The following is a 15,118-nucleotide window of genomic DNA, read 5'->3' on the forward strand; positions in this document are numbered from 1 at the left end:
AAAGTCCTCACCGCCAACTTTCCCCGCTCGTCCCGCCGCCGAAGCCGCCCCAGTTGCCACCGAATCCACCTTGGCCGGTTCCCCAATACTCGCCCTGCTGAATCCGCCGATAGGGATGCCGCAGATCAGGACGGCTGAGCCACCAGAAGAACCCCACGATGGCGCCAGTGGTCCCAAGAGTAATCCAGATCCCAAGTCCTTTGATGCGGCGTCGTGACGGAGTTTCAAGCCTCACTTCTTGCGCCGGTGTCGCCAGAGCCACCGCAGTGCGATACAGCCCCTCACCGAAATGGCCCCGTTCGATCGCAGGCTGAAGATACTGACGACTCACTTCATGCCGAATTTCCGGAGTGACCGCCGGTAACATTTGGCGCCCCAAGGTCATCGCCGCCTGGCGCTCCTGCACCGCCACCAACACCATCAGCCCATGCTCCTGCTGTGTCGAGCCGATTTGCCACTTTGCGTACAGGGCATCCGCATATTCCTTCGCAGAGGGATACGGCTTAATGCTGGGCACCGTCACGATCACCATCTCGACGCCGCTCTTCTTTTCAAGGTCGGTGCAGACGGATCGGATACGGTCTTTCCACTCCCGTTCAACGACTTGCGCGTGATCGCTGACGTAACCAATCGGGTCCGGAAGCGGTACCCGCTCTTTAGGCCGATCATAGAGAGCGGCATGTGCGAGAGGTGCCATGAGTCCGATAAGCGGGCCCAACCAGACAATCCCAAACCACGTTTTTCTCGAGAGTGTCCCGGTCACGTGATCCGTGCCTCTGCGGCTGTGACAAGTCTGGTCAGGCCATCAAGGTACCGATCCATGAGTCGCGGAGTTTCCTTCTGCCCTGGAGAAATTTCCCCACGCTTGAGGAGCAACGCATCACGAAGCCCCGTAAGGTCGATCGAAAGAGCAGCCTCAATGTCGTTGAGCAGCGGCTCTCCATGAGCAAGCACCGGTCGCCCAAGCACCCGCTGCACGCCGCGCAGGGCCGGAAGGAGTGCGGTAAGCGAGAGTGCCAAGAGAATGGTGATGGCCTCTTCGGTGCTTCGGCCTTCCACCAAGCGCTGCCGGAGCCGAAGCAGATTTCCACGCAAGGCCTGAAGCACTTCAGCGGGCAAGTAACGAGCATCGATCTTGAGCCCCACGAAGGGATCTTGCCCCCACAGCAACCGCCGGCAATCATGGATGTCTTGGTACTCCAGCGGGAAGGCCATGGAGGCGGATTGAATATCGTCGACCGTTAGGAACAAGGGCACGACCACATGATCCTTACTCCAACGCTTGTGCAGACTGTCATACTTTTTTAACGTGGCAAGGTCGTAGGACGACATGACCAAAACGAGATTGAAATTAGAGCGGCCAGGTAAAAACTCCCCTCGCACCGCGCTGCCGTAGAGGATGATGCCTTCCAGTTCAGATCCATAAACCTTGGTGACATCCTTCACATAGGTCCGCAAGAGCTTTTGCGTCTCTTCCGGCAATCCATCGATGGTCCAATCAACCGACTGCATATCCTTACCGGACGCCTCCCACCGCCATGTCGCGACCAGAAGGGTCTGGAAGAAATCCCGCCGCCATCAGGCGGTCCAGCATGCCGAACGGAGGATCCTTACGAAGCCCCGCTGTCGTCGACAAGACTCGATAGCGGAGGCGCGCATTGCGATCCAAGGTGCTGAAGACCCGGTCCCGAAGAAAACCAATGAGAGGATTGGCCGTGTTCCAAAAGAGCACCTGCTCGTCTGCCAGTTTTTGCAGCATCGCAACGTGAGGTCGTCGTGATTCTTCATAACGCTTGAGCGTGGCGGCTGAATAGTCGTCCGTCGCGAGACATTCCGGTAACAGATCGGCCAGCGTCATGGCATCCACCATGGCCTGCATGCGTCCCTGAGACGCGTGCGGATTCATGGCATGCGCGGCATCGCCGACTAGCACTGCCCCATCAGCGACCCAGGTCGGAGTACGAACCCGCCCAGTCGGTAAAAAGGCCGTCTGCTTCCAATCGATCAAGGTCCGGAATATCGGCTCACTCGATGGATCGATCGCGATCCACGCGTTCTGCAGACTGGAGAGGCCTTGCGCTTTGACCTGGTCATACGAACCGGTCTTGATCATGTAGAACGCATAGACCTTGTCTCCAGCGGCAGGAAACAACCCAAGAATCGTTCGCTTGCCGACAAAATACTTCGCTTCATCCATGGGAATCGCCGCATCCAACAGCGCAATCAAGTACCCTTGCGGATAGAGGTAGAGATCAGCCGGGATCTGCAACGCCTCGCGAACTTTCGAGAAGGCTCCATCGGCCCCCACCACCACCTTCGCCTTGATCGTCCGCTCCTGGTCTCCCTGCTTGGCAGTCAAACCAACCACACGCCCGTTTTCGCGAAGCAATCCGGTAAAGGTCGCTCGATACCGTAAGGAGACCGAGGGTTCTCGCTCGACTGCATCCACAATGGCATGGTGCGCGACATTCGGCAGCGTCACCACCGCCTGATTATACGGCGGCGGCAAGTCGCGATAGTCTATGGTGCAGAGCCGTTGACCACCTACTCGGCAGAAATGAAACTGATGCACCGTCCGCGTAGAGGATACCGGCAGCTTGTTCAGCAGTCCCAACCGATCGAGGACTTGTTGCCCGTTCGGCTGAAGAATTTCTCCGCGCAATCCCAGCGGTGGTCCCGGCGCCTGTTCCAGAACAATCGTCTTGATCCCCTTCTGCGCCAGCGCAAGAGCCAGCACGGCTCCACCGCCCCCGGCTCCCACAACCGCAATGTCGGTTTCTTCGACCATAGTTCCTCAACGATGCAGGTACGGAGCCACCTTACCGCCAACGTTCATGCTATTTCCACTCCCGGAATCGGTCCTGGTCTTTCCACAAAGAAAGAAACTTTTCCCGGGCCTTCACGGTGATGGCATGGTCTCTGATAATGTCCAGGCGTTCGTCGTTGTACTGATTGCCACTGGTCGTCTGATTCATCGACCCGCTCGTATTGACCTCATCATCGACCACGACCTGCTTCAGATGCATGAGGCTGTCGTGTTGATTGATCTTGATTGGGATCCCGGCCTCACGCAACGCTGAGAGGGCCACTCGTTGCTTCGGATCGTTGAGACGTTCTCTGTCCGTCAAGATCCGAACGTCGACACCCCGTCTGGTGGCCTCGGCCAATGCCTTCACCGAGAGCGGCGACGTGAACCCATAGCTCGCGACATAGATATAGTGTTTGGCACGATCATACTCTCGGACAAGATGTTCAAGTGGCCTATCCTCGGGGCCATACCAGACCTCTACTGTTGCGGCTGAAACCGTTCTCCCTGGCCCAAACAGAACTGCGGCCAGTAGCCCGACGGTGACCAACCGGCAGCACCACGTGAATACAGGGAACGGTGACGGCCGGATCATTCCATCTCAAAGAGATCGCGAAAGTGATCGTCTGCTGACTCCCAGGCCTGTGGGGCTTGAACCTGAAGCCACTGGCGAAGAAACTGTTTTTGGTCCGGCGTGAGCAATTGTTTGATCTGATGGGAGCGCCCTTGAAGCGGTTGCAAAAGACTGATGTGTTTCTTCACATCCAGCATCGCGGTTCGCACATAGAGGCTCGTATAGGCCGACGGCTGCTCCTCGGTCCCATCACCCTGAACCCACACAGAGAGGAACTTGTCCAGAACCAGGCCGGCGCTGTCCAGGGCTGGTTCCGTATCATGGAACAGCTCGTTCTCAGACTCGGCGAGCGGTGTTGACTCTGCGGCGCGAAATAGAAAATTTTTTTTCCACATCCCCGTATTCCTGCAAGCGGCATAGTGGCGATGAGGCGGATCTAAAGTCAAGCAATCTGCTCAGGATGATCGCTTGTTTCTCACTGGCCAAAGGGAGGAGATGGCTTCCTGCGTAGACGGATGAATCCTTTTGCTGGTTCCGGTCTCTCATCCGCGTGACGCAGCCCGCACTATTCTCCGTAAATATCCGACAGTCCGTCAGGTCCTTCACGGCTTGGCGATAACGGCGGTCGCATCGGGGTGAATCCAAGATGCGGCCGATGATAGTGATACCGGTCCAGAAATGCACGCACCTCGCCCTGGAGTGTGGGCAGTTCTTCTACTCGATAGGAGATCCACCCCAAGCATTCCTTGCGCAGGGTTCGATTGAAGCTCTCAATATACGCCTGCTCGTTCTTCTTATAGGGACGGGCGATGCGATGTCGTGTACAATACTGGAGCACCTGTTGGGCAAACACGCCTTTGAACTCTGAGCCCCCATCGGTCTGGATGATCTGCACAGGCCCGGTAAAGCGGCGAGTCATGGCTGTGCGCAAAAACATGGCCCCATCCTCGCTTGTTAGTCCGGTCCGCAGAACGACATCCGCTTCCTTCGTATAGATGTCCACCCCGGTAAAGGCGAAGACCTCGCCAAAAACCACGGTATCCATCTGAATGACCGCGCGGGGAGCCGTGGCAATCGGCACAACGCCGCGTGGCTGATTGGTCCGGCCCCGAGGCCGTAAGACGTATCGTTCAGCCAAGATTTCATAGATCTTGGGAACAGAGAGATGGATATGCTGTTCATGAGCCAGAAAGTACTGAATCTTCTGCCCACAGCAGTCGTATTCACGGGCGCGAATCGCCCAGACAAGGCGTTTGACCGCTCCCGGGACCTGTCGTGCCGGACGTGGCCCCGTCTTGGCCGCAGCATAGCGATCCAGAAAGACAGAGAGTCCTTCGATTCGAACTGCCTTCAGCCAGAGTCCTATGGTTTCTCGATGGCGCTCAAGTTGGCCCGCGATCGCGGAAACGGAGAGCCCTTGAGTCGCCAGTTCCGCTGCAAGAATGATCCGAGTTCTTGTGTCCATGTCCAGAGTCTACTCTGGACTGTCGGATATTTACGGCAACAATGCGCAGCCTTGACAATCAGCGCCTGCCTTTGTTATTTTCGAAATTCTTTAATCTCTAAGCCAACTTGGGAGAATCCGTGCAGGTCAAAATCAATGGAAAGCCTGAAGAGGTCACGGGCGGAACCGTCCTCGATTTACTCAAGACCAAGAACATCGAACCGCAGATGGTCGCCGTTGAAGTGAACGACAAAGTGCTGGACCGTGACCATCTGGCCACGACCCACCTCAATGAAGGGGATCATGTTGAGTTCCTCTTCTACATGGGAGGCGGTCGGTGAGCACGACCTTACACCACGATATCACCGAACTGATCGGCAAGACTCCGCTCGTGCGACTGAACCGTCTCTCGAAAGAGGGTTCCGCCACGATCTACGGGAAAGTCGAATTTTTTAATCCCGGGGGTAGCGTCAAGGACCGGATCTGCCTCAACATGATCAATGAGGCGGAGCGGCAAGGGAAACTCAAGCCTGGCGGAACCATCGTGGAACCGACCAGCGGGAACACGGGGATCGGACTGGCCCTTGTCGCAGCAGTGCGCGGGTACAAGTTGATCCTTGTCATGCCGGAAAGCATGAGCATGGAGCGGGCTAGCTTATTGTCGTCGTATGGCGCACAGCTTGTCCTAACACCGGCCTGGGAGGGTATGAAGGGATCTATCAAGGAAGCGGAAAGCATCTTGGCACAAAATCCCTCGTACTTCATGCCGGATCAATTCTCGAACCCAGCCAACCCGGCGATGCATAAGATGACGACAGCTGTGGAGATTTGGGACGCACTCGGAGGAAAGATCGACGCCTTCGTCGCCGCAGTCGGCACCGGTGGGACTATTACCGGATGCGGAGAATTCTTGAAAGAAAAGAACCCACAGGTCAAAGTCATTGCCGTGGAACCGGCGACGTCACCAGTGTTGTCCGGCGGCGATCCAGGACCGCATAAGATTCAAGGGATCGGAGCCGGCTTTGTGCCCAAGGTCCTCAATCGAAAGATTCTCGACCGCGTGGTCACCGTCACGGATGACGAGGCCTATCAGACCGCCAAACAGCTCTCGAAGAAAGAAGGCCTGCTGGTGGGCATCTCGGCCGGGGCTAATGTATGCGCGGCACAGAAGATCGCCGAGGAACTGGGACCCGGGAAAAACGTCGTCACTATCCTCTGCGACACCGGCGAGCGATATATCAGTATCGAAAAGTATTTTAATATATAAGAACGCTGATTAAGATGGAATTTACTGACGAGCAAATAAACCGTTACAGCCGGCACATTCTCCTGCCCGAGGTCGGGGGGAAGGGGCAGAAAAAGATTGCCAAGTCGCGCATTCTGCTCGTCGGTGCCGGAGGTCTGGGCTCACCGGCTGCGTTGTATTTGGCTGCCGCCGGCGTTGGGACGATCGGACTGATCGACAGCGATGTGGTGGATCTCACCAACCTGCAGCGTCAGGTGCTGCACTATACTCCCGACGTGGGACGTCCCAAGGTGCTCTCCGGTAAGGAAAAGATCCAGGCATTGAATCCTGATGTGTCCGTCTCAATGTACGAAGAGCGCCTCACCGCCGGGAACGCGATCAAAATCTTTACCGATTATGACGTCGTCATCGACGGCGTGGATAATTTTCCGGCCAAATTTCTGATCAACGATGCCTGTTTTTTCGCGAACAAACCGCTCGTTCATGGCGGTATTCTCCGATTCGACGGACGTGTCACGACAATCATCCCGAAGAAGTCGGCCTGCTATCGCTGCGTGTTCAAAGCGCCTCCGCCGCCGGGCCTTGTCGCCTCCTGCCAGGAAGCCGGCGTGATTGGCGTCTTGGCCGGCATTATCGGAACGATCCAGGCCACGGAAGCCTTGAAACTGGTCCTTGGCATTGGACAGCCATTGACCGACCGTATGCTGGACTTCGATGCCAAGAAAACACAGTTCCGAGAAATTAAAGTTCGCCGCAATCCGAATTGTGCTCTTTGCGGAGAACATCCGACGATTACCGAGCTGTTTGACGATGGGGATCCCTATGCGGGATGTGCCGTGCGTCCCTCTGCATAGGATTTGAGAAGGTGGTACCACGATGAGCAAGATGAAAGCGCTAGTGTGCCGCGAATGCGGGAAGGAATATCCGACCAAGGCGATCCACGTCTGTGAAATGTGCTTCGGTCCGCTGGAAGTGAAGTACAACTATGACGAGATCAAGCAGGCGATTTCGCGCAAGAAGATCGAGGATGGACCGGACAGCATGTGGCGCTACCTCGACCTGCTACCGGTAGAAGGCACCAACTTCGTGGGTCCGCATGCGGGATTTACCCCATTGGTCCGCGCAAAAAACCTCGGTGCGTATCTCGGCATCGATGAACTCTACATTAAAAACGATACCGTCAATCATCCGACGCTCTCGTTCAAAGATCGGGTCGTTGCCGTGGCTCTCACCAGGGCGCGTGAGCTCGGCTTTGAAACCGTGGCCTGTGCCTCGACCGGTAACCTAGCCAACTCGGTGTCGGCCCACGCAGCCTCCGCGAATCTGCATTGCTATGTATTCATCCCAGGCGACCTGGAGGCAGCCAAGGTCCTCGGCAACCTCATCTATAAGCCGCATGTCGTTGAAGTGGAAGGGAACTATGATGACGTCAACCGGCTGTGCAGTGAGATCGCGGGCGAACATGGCTGGGCCTTTGTAAATATCAACATCCGTCCCTACTACGCCGAAGGCTCCAAGACCCTGGCCTTTGAGACAGTCGAACAATTGGGATGGAAGACACCAGATCAAGTCGTCATTCCCATGGCTTCAGGTTCATTGCTGACGAAAATCTGGAAGGGCCTGCATGAAATGAAGTATGTGGGGTTGATCGACGACGTACGCACCAAGATCAACGGCGCCCAGGCCGAAGGTTGTTCACCGATCTCGACGGCTTTTAAGGCTGGTCGTGACTTCTTCAAGCCGGTCAAGCCGAAGACGATCGCCAAATCGCTCGCGATCGGCAATCCGGCGGATGGCTACTACGCGCTCAAGGCTACGGCTGAGAGTAAAGGGGCCATGGACATGGTGACGGATGAAGAAGTCGTGGAAGGCATCCAGCTGTTGGCCCAGACCGAGGGCATCTTCGCAGAAACAGCCGGTGGGGTCACGATCGGCGTACTCAAGAAGCTGGTCAAGCAAGGGCTCATCAAGAAAAATGAGGTGACGGTCGCCTATATTACGGGCAATGGGCTCAAGACGCAGGAAGCGGTGATTGATGCCGTTGGTCGGCCGACCCGTATTCAACCCAGTCTCGTCGCCTTTGAGAAAAACTTCAAACTCGGGAAAAATGGTGGTGGTGAGTCATGATTAAAGTCCGTATCCCAACTCCGCTGAGACCGTTGACCAAGAACCAGGGAGAGGTCGACGTCGCCGCCGGATCGATCACTGATCTGGTCAATACGCTGGAAGCCTCCTATCCCGGCATTAAGTCCCGCCTCTGCGACGAGAGCGGTGAGCTGCGCCGATTCGTCAACATCTACGTCAATGAAGAAGACATCCGTTTTCTCAAGGGCAAAGATACCGCTCTGAAAACCGGCGACGAAGTCTCGATCGTCCCGGCAATCGCGGGAGGGTAATCATGGCGCACTTGCGATTCCATATTCGCTTTCCTGAAGAGGGCATTCGACAGCCGATCATCTATCAGATTGGCCGTGAGTACAACGTCGTGACCGACGTCCGACGGGCCGATGTGCGCGACACGACAGGCTGGGCGGATGTCGAGTTTTCAGGTGACACCGCAGAGATCGAGCGCGCACTCGAAGGCCTGCGTAAAAAAGGCTGCAGCGTCGATCCGATTGAATTGAATGTCGTCGAATAACAGATGGCAAAATGTGAGAAGCACGAAGTAAAAGATAACGTTCGGACGTCAATAGCACCTTTTACAAAATGACCATGGAACTCTCCGAATCAGAAATTCAACGCTACAGCCGGCACATTATTCTTCAAGATGTGGGTGGCAAGGGCCAACTCAAGCTCAAGCGAGCGAAGGTCCTCTTGATTGGTGCAGGTGGTCTGGGGTCTCCAGCTGGTCTATATCTCGCTGCGGCTGGTATCGGAACCATCGGTCTCGTCGACGGAGATGTCGTCGATCTTTCGAATCTTCAGCGGCAAATCATGCACTCAACGGCCACGCTCGGAAAACCGAAAGTTGAGTCCGGCAAGCAGACGCTCTCGGCCATCAATCCGGAAATTACCGTTAACGCGTATCACCAATTAGTCGATGCCGACAATATTATCCCGCTCATCTCGCAATACGATATCGTGCTCGATGGCTCGGATAATTTCACCACCCGCTTTCTGGTGAATGACGCCTGTTTCTTCGCCAAAAAGACCCTGATCTCCGCCAGCATGTTCCGGTTCGAGGGGCAACTCACGGCAATCAAGCCACACCAAGGCTATCCGTGCTACCGCTGCCTTTATCCAGAACCTCCACCAGCCGGACTCGTACCAAATTGTCAGGAGGCCGGCGTACTTGGTGTCCTAGCCGGCACGATGGGAATCTTGCAAGCGTCCGAAGCGATCAAGGAGATCCTTGGCATCGGCGAAACGATCGCGGATAAGCTGGTGATCTACGACGCGCTCGAGATGAAGTTCCGCAAGGTCGGTCGACCCAAAGATCCGGCCTGTCCACTGTGCGGCCCCAATCCGAAGATCAAGGACTTGAGTCTCGACTACACCGTCAGCTGCACCATCTAGCAAGATGCTGAAAACGTCTGCCAGCTTCGTTCTCGCATCGCTCGGACCCTCAACGTACCTCCGAATGTACGCCTCGGACTCTCGCTCACTGCGGCCTCGCTGGACAACCATTTTGAGCATCTTGCAAATCCACCCAATATTGAGCCCTTTGCATCTTGGCTCATTCAGAGTCAATTAACCATGGCAGACCTCGTCATTCCCAAGTCAATCCGCGAAGACATCATCGCGCATGCGAAAGAACTGACTCCCTACGAATGTTGTGGACTCCTGGCTGGAAATAACGGCGTGGTCAGCCATCTCTATCGCATCAAAAACATCGTGGCAATGGAAGGCGCACAGAACCTCTCGTCGTTCGATTCAGCTAAGGCAGCGCACCTCGAGCGGCTCTCTCCGGAAGAACGAGCAGAGATTGCCTTCGTCATGGACATGCAGGACTTCTCGTCGGCGAAGAAAGATATGCGGAACAACGGACTCGATCTCCAAGTGGTCTATCACTCCCACCCACATGACCCGGCCCGTCCCTCGATCACCGACATCAAAATCGCCACCGACTATGAAGAGATTTGGCCTAAGATCAATCTCCCGCTGCCGGCTTATCTCATCGTCTCGCTCATGAATACGGAACCAGATACGAAGACCTATTGGATCAAGTCCGGTCACGTCACCCCTGCCGATATCCTCATCCGCTAGACCGACTTTTCTGGTTCACATTCCACTTCGAAATATACTAATGTTCCTCAAGCATCTAGACGAGGAGCCTCGCTCATGAAGCCATTAAACTTCAGCCTCTCGCTGTTCTTACTGCCCATAGCGGTTGTACCTGCCTTTGCCGAGGACCGTAGCTTTTACAGCCCGGTGATCTACATCGATAAGGAAAAGAGTCAGATCCTTATCTCAACCAGTGCCACGGTGTTTTATATTGAAGTCCCGGATGCCGCGAAACCGCATATGGACAAGCTTCCCATTTCCAGTCTCGTAGATTTTGTCGTTGAGATGCGAGGCGAGGACAAACCGCCGTTGATTAAAACCTGGAAAGTGAAATCAGGTGAGTCGACCTGTATATACTTTAATGGGAAGGAATGTAAAGAGCGATAGTTTTCTCCGATTCATTTCATCGCTTCACCTCTCACCATTCGATAAACTCATGGACCTGGGTTCTATCGAAAGGCGAACCACGCTTCACCAGCATCCATCACTCCCCGCTGCCAGCCATATCATCAATGAGAGGACGGTTGATATCGGTGCACCCGCAACAGATGGTATCGAAGAGCGTGTCCGCGTCTGCGACAAAATTCTTTTCGTCCGTGAGTTTATCCGCAATGACCTGGGCATAGCAGATGTCGCAGAGCATCATCAAGCCGCGTGACACTCCGACGGTTTTTCGTCCTGTACTTGTAGCCATGAGGTCTATACCGATCCTTTCTGAAGAGCCATAAAGAAATCTTCGGCTTCGAGGTCAATGCCGCATTGCTGACATTCATGCGGGCGATCTTCGGGAGGCACTTCTAACGGCGTTCGATCGATGCGCCCTCGGCAGACATGGTAAAACCGCCCACGAGCATGCTCGTCATCCAGCGGATCACTCTCGTATACCAGCACCATAAATCTTCCCCATTCCCTTGTTCTTCTTCGGAAGTATAACGACTCTTGATTTCTGGCCGCAACCACAGAGGTCACGACCAGTTCACACCCGCGCGTACTCCGACCAAGCAGACGCTATCCTCAACGGGTTCTTATACGAGACGCTGGAAGATCTTGACACCCCAGAGAAGCCTCACAGGATGCTCAAAAAGACCGTCCAACAAGGCCGCAGCGAGCAAAAGGCCTAGGCATACGCGGTTGGTATGTGAGGCCTTGAGCGAAGGGAGAACGATGCCGGCGGACTTTTTCAGCATCCGGTCACACTTGGAACTGGGCTTCATAAAGACCTGCATACACCCCGCCTCGGGTCAGCAATTCTTCATGCCGACCATCTTCAACTAACTGACCATGGTCGAGCACGAGAATCCTATCCACATCGTGTAATGTCGATAAACGATGGGCAATGATGAAGGTGGTGCGTCCGGCGGTCAGTTCGTTTAAGGCCTCCCGGATCTTGACCTCCGTCTCTGTATCAATATTGGATGTCGCCTCATCGAAAATAACAATGGGCGGATCTTTGAGCAAGACCCGGGCGATCGACACTCGCTGTTTTTGTCCAACGGAGAGTTTCACCCCCCGTTCCCCGATCCAGGTCTCATAGCCTTCCGGCAACGCAGCGATAAACTCGTGCGCCCGAGCGGCTCGTGCCGCCATCTCCAGTCGATTCTGATCTGCTTGGAGATCGCCGTAGAGCAGGTTGTCCCGAACGGTGCCGTTGAACAAGAATGGTTCCTGTTGGACAAACCCAATCTGCTGTCGCAAATACGCAATCGGTAGATCGCGGACATCCGTCCCATCGATACAGACCGCCCCCTCTGTGACGTCATAGAACCGCATCAACAACTTCACAAGCGTGCTCTTCCCTGCTCCGCTCATTCCAACCAAGGCCACACGCTCTCCCGCTGGAACCTTGACTGAGAATCCTTTAAGGACCGGCACATCCGACCGATAGTGGAACCGCACGTGCTCGAATCGCACGTCGCCCTGTGCACGATGACCTGGAGCGAGTACGCCTGGACGATCGGCCACGTCGGGAACCGTATCCAACACATCGAACACCCGCTCGCTCGCGGCCAAGGCATGCTGCAACATGTGATTGACGGAGTGGATCTGATTAATGGGCACATAGAACATCGCCAAATACGATAGAAACAGTACCAACTCGCCGAGCGTCAATCGCCCGTCCATCACTTCACCGGCCCCATACCAGAGGATCAAGACCGTCCCGAAGGCCCCAACCAAGATCATGGCAGGCGAATAGATCGACCACAGCACCATGGCCTGAAGATTCTTGTCGCTATAGGTTTGGCTGAGTCGGTCGAAGCGAGCCTGCTCATGACCGTGACGCCCGAATCCCATCGTTTCCCGGATCCCAGACAAGGCATCTTGCAGGTAGCCGTTCAGCTCTGCCGCGCTCTGACGAGTCTCCCGGTAGTAGCCATGCACTTTGGAGGTGAACCAACTGGCCGACAGAGCGAGCAGCGGGATTGGGAGGAGCGCGAGTGCCGCCAGTTTCCAATTCAGTATGAACAAGAGTCCCGTGATGCCGACCAGGGTCAACGAGGCCGTCATCATCCCCTCAAGTCCATCGATAAAGATCCGCTCGACATGTTCGGTATCATTCGTTACGCGGGACATAATTTCGCCCGTCGAGCGATTCTCAAAATAGGTGATCGACAGGCGTTGCAGTGCGGCGAAGATATGACGGCGAAGATCGTGCACCACCGTCTGCTCAAGTTGATTATTGAGCCGGATGCGCAACGAAGCAAAGAGGTTCTTGAGCAGATAAGCACCGACCAGAAGCCCGATCACCCCCGGCAATAACGAGGCCTGCTTTGCCTGAATCACATCGTCGATGATGATCTTGATGACCCAGGGCGGCACCAACTCCATCGCCGTCGCACCGGCGGCACAAAGCAAAGTCAGAACGGCAAGCGTACGATGGGGTCGAAGATATTGCAGGACACGAAGAAGGACTTTCACAAATGGTTCAACAAGGCAGGTCTCAAATTACGTTCGTGGGTTCTTTCTGCCAGTACTGAGAAAATTCTTCGAGTTGCGTGAGAGTGGACATATCGGCCATCCGGTCGAGAAAGACTTTACCAATCAGGTGGTCAAGCTCGTGTTGGATACAAACCGCGTACAGGTCCGTCGCCTCAAAATCCAAGGGCTTGCCCTTCCGGTCCAACGCCTTGACTCGCACCAGTGAAGGTCTGGTGACTTTCCCCCTCAACCCATCGACACTCAAACACCCTTCCCAGTTTTCGACCTGTTCTGGTCCATAATAGACGATCGACGGATTGATGAGGACCGTTTCGGGGAAGCCGCCTTCCCCTTTGCAACCCATGACAACCAATTGAATAGACCGTGAGACTTGCGGTGCCGCCAACCCGATCCCGGGCTCATCATACATCGCCTCAAACATGTCATCGATCAAGCGCTGGATTTCAGACGACTTGATCTCTCGTGGATCAATTGGTGCCGAAATTTTCCGGAGGATCGGATTTCCGAGCTTCGCAATCTTCAGCATGGTTCCTGTCTTCAATTTCATAACGTATGCGATATTCGTAACATAGCCGTCTTCGCGCTCGCAACCTCCTCAGCGTCCCGTCACAGACGCCGTTTTGGTCGGCGAGGTTCCGGAATCTCAAAGGTCTCTTTGTTGATATCCCACCACTCGACCCATTCGCTCGACCAGGCCGCACGATCCTGTTTATTCGAGGTATCCCAATCGTGAAATTCAGTTTCATGGCGAGTCAAAATCCAGAGCGATTGCAGCGCTGACAGCGCCACAAACCGTTCCTCATCGCCGACCATGGAAATCAGGATCGGGATGACAGCCTTTTGACGGATATACCGCGCTTCGAACGCGGCTGCCTTTCTTACTGATGAATTGGGATCCTTGGCCATGACGTCGAGGGCTTCGGAGGCTTTGGCCGCATCCAGACGAACGGCCACCCGTAACGCATGTTCCCGCACGCGTGACAGTTCGCTTGGCTCCTTCGCGGTCTCGATGAGAGCGGGCACGCCCGCCACTCCCTTCATCATCAACAGCGTTTCAATTGCGTTGTACCGGATTCTAGGGCTGGGCATGGTCAAGGCCTTGATCAACACCGGAACCGACGATTCACCCAAATGCACGAATTCTCCCATCGCCCAGAACTCTTGTTTCCCTTCCAACAACGGCAGCAAGGCCTCGGCTCGCTTAAGCTCTTCCGGGCCGAGTGGTGTCGTATTGGGAGGAATCGAAACATCCGGCACATCTGGGTTGGCTGGTGGCCCCTCATAGGGAACCTGAACGCTCCAAGCTCTACCCGGCTCCTCCCCTGCGTACAGAGGGTCTGCCCCACCCATCACAGCGAGCAACCCAATCACGCCCAGCCGAAACACATGCGATTGGTTCACGATAGTGAGACTCCTCTTTCGCTGGTTCAATGCATCCCCTTTTCATGCATCGAGATGTTCATCGATATGCCCAGGACGTGTGGCTAACGGGGCTCGTGTCGGCGGCGAGTTTTGGACCGGAGCGTATTGGGGTCACTCAACCCAACTGTCGGTGTGAGAGCAGCGATCTGCGGCGACCTTATGAACTGAGTGCTCGAAGATGCTTCCGCACCCGGACCTTCTCATGATGCTTTCGAAGCAACTGCCGGCGAACCACATCCTGGTTCTCAGCCACGATCCGAACCAGTCGATCCATATCTTCCGCATGGTCACGCACCAGTTCAGACAACTTCTGGATCTGCTCCTCTAATTTCTCCAGTCGCCAGGCCATGTTCTCGAGTGAGTCGGAGGTTCTCTCCTCCAGCTTCGTGACTCGCCTTGAATCGACTCGCGGCAAAGCCGCGACTACGACATCTCGCTTCATGCTCACTCCTTTATTCATGGCCG

General features: G+C 55.3%; 21 protein-coding genes. 9 read left to right on the top strand and 12 right to left on the bottom strand.

The features are described 5' to 3' along the window. Positions 1-7: 7 nt before the first annotated feature. The 6 genes from COMA1_RS17845 to COMA1_RS17870 form a co-directional block, all read right to left on the bottom strand. Positions 8-763 (bottom strand): TPM domain-containing protein, encoded by a 756-nt coding sequence (locus COMA1_RS17845; protein ID WP_090750896.1) that lies wholly within the window; start codon positions 761-763, stop codon positions 8-10. After that, positions 760-1,512, bottom strand: a complete 753-nt coding sequence (locus COMA1_RS17850) for a hypothetical protein (protein WP_090750897.1) — start codon at positions 1,510-1,512, stop codon at positions 760-762. The genes COMA1_RS17845 and COMA1_RS17850 overlap by 4 nt, the downstream gene beginning before the upstream one ends. A 4-nt stretch (positions 1,513-1,516) precedes the next feature. Next, positions 1,517-2,788, bottom strand: coding sequence for an FAD-dependent monooxygenase (locus tag COMA1_RS17855; protein WP_090750898.1), 1,272 nt, complete (start codon positions 2,786-2,788; stop codon positions 1,517-1,519). Positions 2,789-2,837: 49 nt separating this feature from the next. Then, positions 2,838-3,401, bottom strand: a complete 564-nt coding sequence (locus COMA1_RS17860; protein ID WP_090750899.1) for a phospholipase D-like domain-containing protein — start codon at positions 3,399-3,401, stop codon at positions 2,838-2,840. Continuing rightward, positions 3,398-3,775, bottom strand: a complete 378-nt coding sequence (locus tag COMA1_RS17865; RefSeq protein ID WP_090750900.1) for a hypothetical protein — start codon at positions 3,773-3,775, stop codon at positions 3,398-3,400. The genes COMA1_RS17860 and COMA1_RS17865 overlap by 4 nt, the downstream gene beginning before the upstream one ends. Positions 3,776-3,945: 170 nt before the next feature. Then, entirely contained in the window at positions 3,946-4,845 is a 900-nt protein-coding gene (locus tag COMA1_RS17870) for an integrase core domain-containing protein (protein ID WP_090742504.1), read from the bottom strand. A gap of 119 nt (positions 4,846-4,964) precedes the next feature. Here COMA1_RS17870 and thiS point away from each other — a divergent pair, with 119 nt between their 5' ends. The 9 genes from thiS (at position 4,965) to COMA1_RS17915 (ending at position 10,681) form a co-directional block, all read left to right on the top strand. Then, complete coding sequence (gene thiS / locus COMA1_RS17875) at positions 4,965-5,165, top strand: sulfur carrier protein ThiS (RefSeq protein ID WP_090750901.1); 201 nt, start codon at positions 4,965-4,967, stop codon at positions 5,163-5,165. Further along, entirely contained in the window at positions 5,162-6,091 is a 930-nt protein-coding gene (cysK, locus tag COMA1_RS17880; protein ID WP_090750902.1) for a cysteine synthase A, read from the top strand. Before thiS ends, cysK begins: the two co-directional genes overlap by 4 nt. Before the next feature lie 14 nt (positions 6,092-6,105). Continuing rightward, complete coding sequence (locus COMA1_RS17885) at positions 6,106-6,924, top strand: HesA/MoeB/ThiF family protein (protein WP_090750903.1); 819 nt, start codon at positions 6,106-6,108, stop codon at positions 6,922-6,924. Positions 6,925-6,946: 22 nt separating this feature from the next. Continuing rightward, positions 6,947-8,197: a threonine synthase gene (thrC, locus tag COMA1_RS17890; RefSeq protein ID WP_090750904.1), complete on the top strand. Its 1,251-nt coding sequence runs from the start codon at positions 6,947-6,949 to the stop codon at positions 8,195-8,197. After that, a complete protein-coding gene (locus COMA1_RS17895) occupies positions 8,194-8,466 on the top strand; it encodes a MoaD/ThiS family protein (RefSeq protein WP_090750905.1) in 273 nt (90 codons plus the stop codon). The genes thrC and COMA1_RS17895 overlap by 4 nt, the downstream gene beginning before the upstream one ends. Before the next feature lie 2 nt (positions 8,467-8,468). Beyond that, positions 8,469-8,708 (top strand): NIL domain-containing protein, encoded by a 240-nt coding sequence (locus COMA1_RS17900; RefSeq protein WP_090750906.1) that lies wholly within the window; start codon positions 8,469-8,471, stop codon positions 8,706-8,708. A 74-nt stretch (positions 8,709-8,782) separates the two neighbouring features. Beyond that, entirely contained in the window at positions 8,783-9,586 is an 804-nt protein-coding gene (gene moeB / locus COMA1_RS17905) for a molybdopterin-synthase adenylyltransferase MoeB (RefSeq protein ID WP_090751046.1), read from the top strand. A 180-nt stretch (positions 9,587-9,766) separates the two neighbouring features. Further along, entirely contained in the window at positions 9,767-10,276 is a 510-nt protein-coding gene (locus tag COMA1_RS17910) for a M67 family metallopeptidase (protein ID WP_090750907.1), read from the top strand. 75 nt (positions 10,277-10,351) lie between these two features. Continuing rightward, positions 10,352-10,681 (top strand): hypothetical protein, encoded by a 330-nt coding sequence (locus tag COMA1_RS17915; protein ID WP_090750908.1) that lies wholly within the window; start codon positions 10,352-10,354, stop codon positions 10,679-10,681. Positions 10,682-10,778: 97 nt separating this feature from the next. Here COMA1_RS17915 and COMA1_RS17920 read toward each other — a convergent pair whose 3' ends face one another. The 6 genes from COMA1_RS17920 to COMA1_RS17945 all read right to left on the bottom strand — a co-directional run bounded on the left by COMA1_RS17920 (position 10,779) and on the right by COMA1_RS17945 (position 15,095). Next, a complete protein-coding gene (locus COMA1_RS17920; RefSeq protein ID WP_090750909.1) occupies positions 10,779-10,988 on the bottom strand; it encodes a hypothetical protein in 210 nt (69 codons plus the stop codon). 5 nt (positions 10,989-10,993) lie between these two features. After that, entirely contained in the window at positions 10,994-11,188 is a 195-nt protein-coding gene (locus COMA1_RS17925; protein WP_090750910.1) for a hypothetical protein, read from the bottom strand. Positions 11,189-11,485: 297 nt separating this feature from the next. Then, complete coding sequence (locus COMA1_RS17930; protein WP_090750911.1) at positions 11,486-13,210, bottom strand: ABC transporter ATP-binding protein; 1,725 nt, start codon at positions 13,208-13,210, stop codon at positions 11,486-11,488. A gap of 22 nt (positions 13,211-13,232) precedes the next feature. Further along, complete coding sequence (gene def / locus COMA1_RS17935; protein ID WP_218055422.1) at positions 13,233-13,757, bottom strand: peptide deformylase; 525 nt, start codon at positions 13,755-13,757, stop codon at positions 13,233-13,235. Between the two features lie 80 nt (positions 13,758-13,837). Further along, entirely contained in the window at positions 13,838-14,632 is a 795-nt protein-coding gene (locus COMA1_RS17940; RefSeq protein WP_245631150.1) for a HEAT repeat domain-containing protein, read from the bottom strand. A 178-nt stretch (positions 14,633-14,810) separates the two neighbouring features. After that, entirely contained in the window at positions 14,811-15,095 is a 285-nt protein-coding gene (locus COMA1_RS17945; RefSeq protein WP_090750913.1) for a hypothetical protein, read from the bottom strand. Between the last annotated feature and the right edge of the window lie 23 nt (positions 15,096-15,118).

The organism is Candidatus Nitrospira nitrosa, from assembly GCF_001458735.1.
In the GTDB taxonomy this organism is placed as follows: Bacteria; Nitrospirota; Nitrospiria; order Nitrospirales; family Nitrospiraceae; genus Nitrospira_D; species Nitrospira_D nitrosa.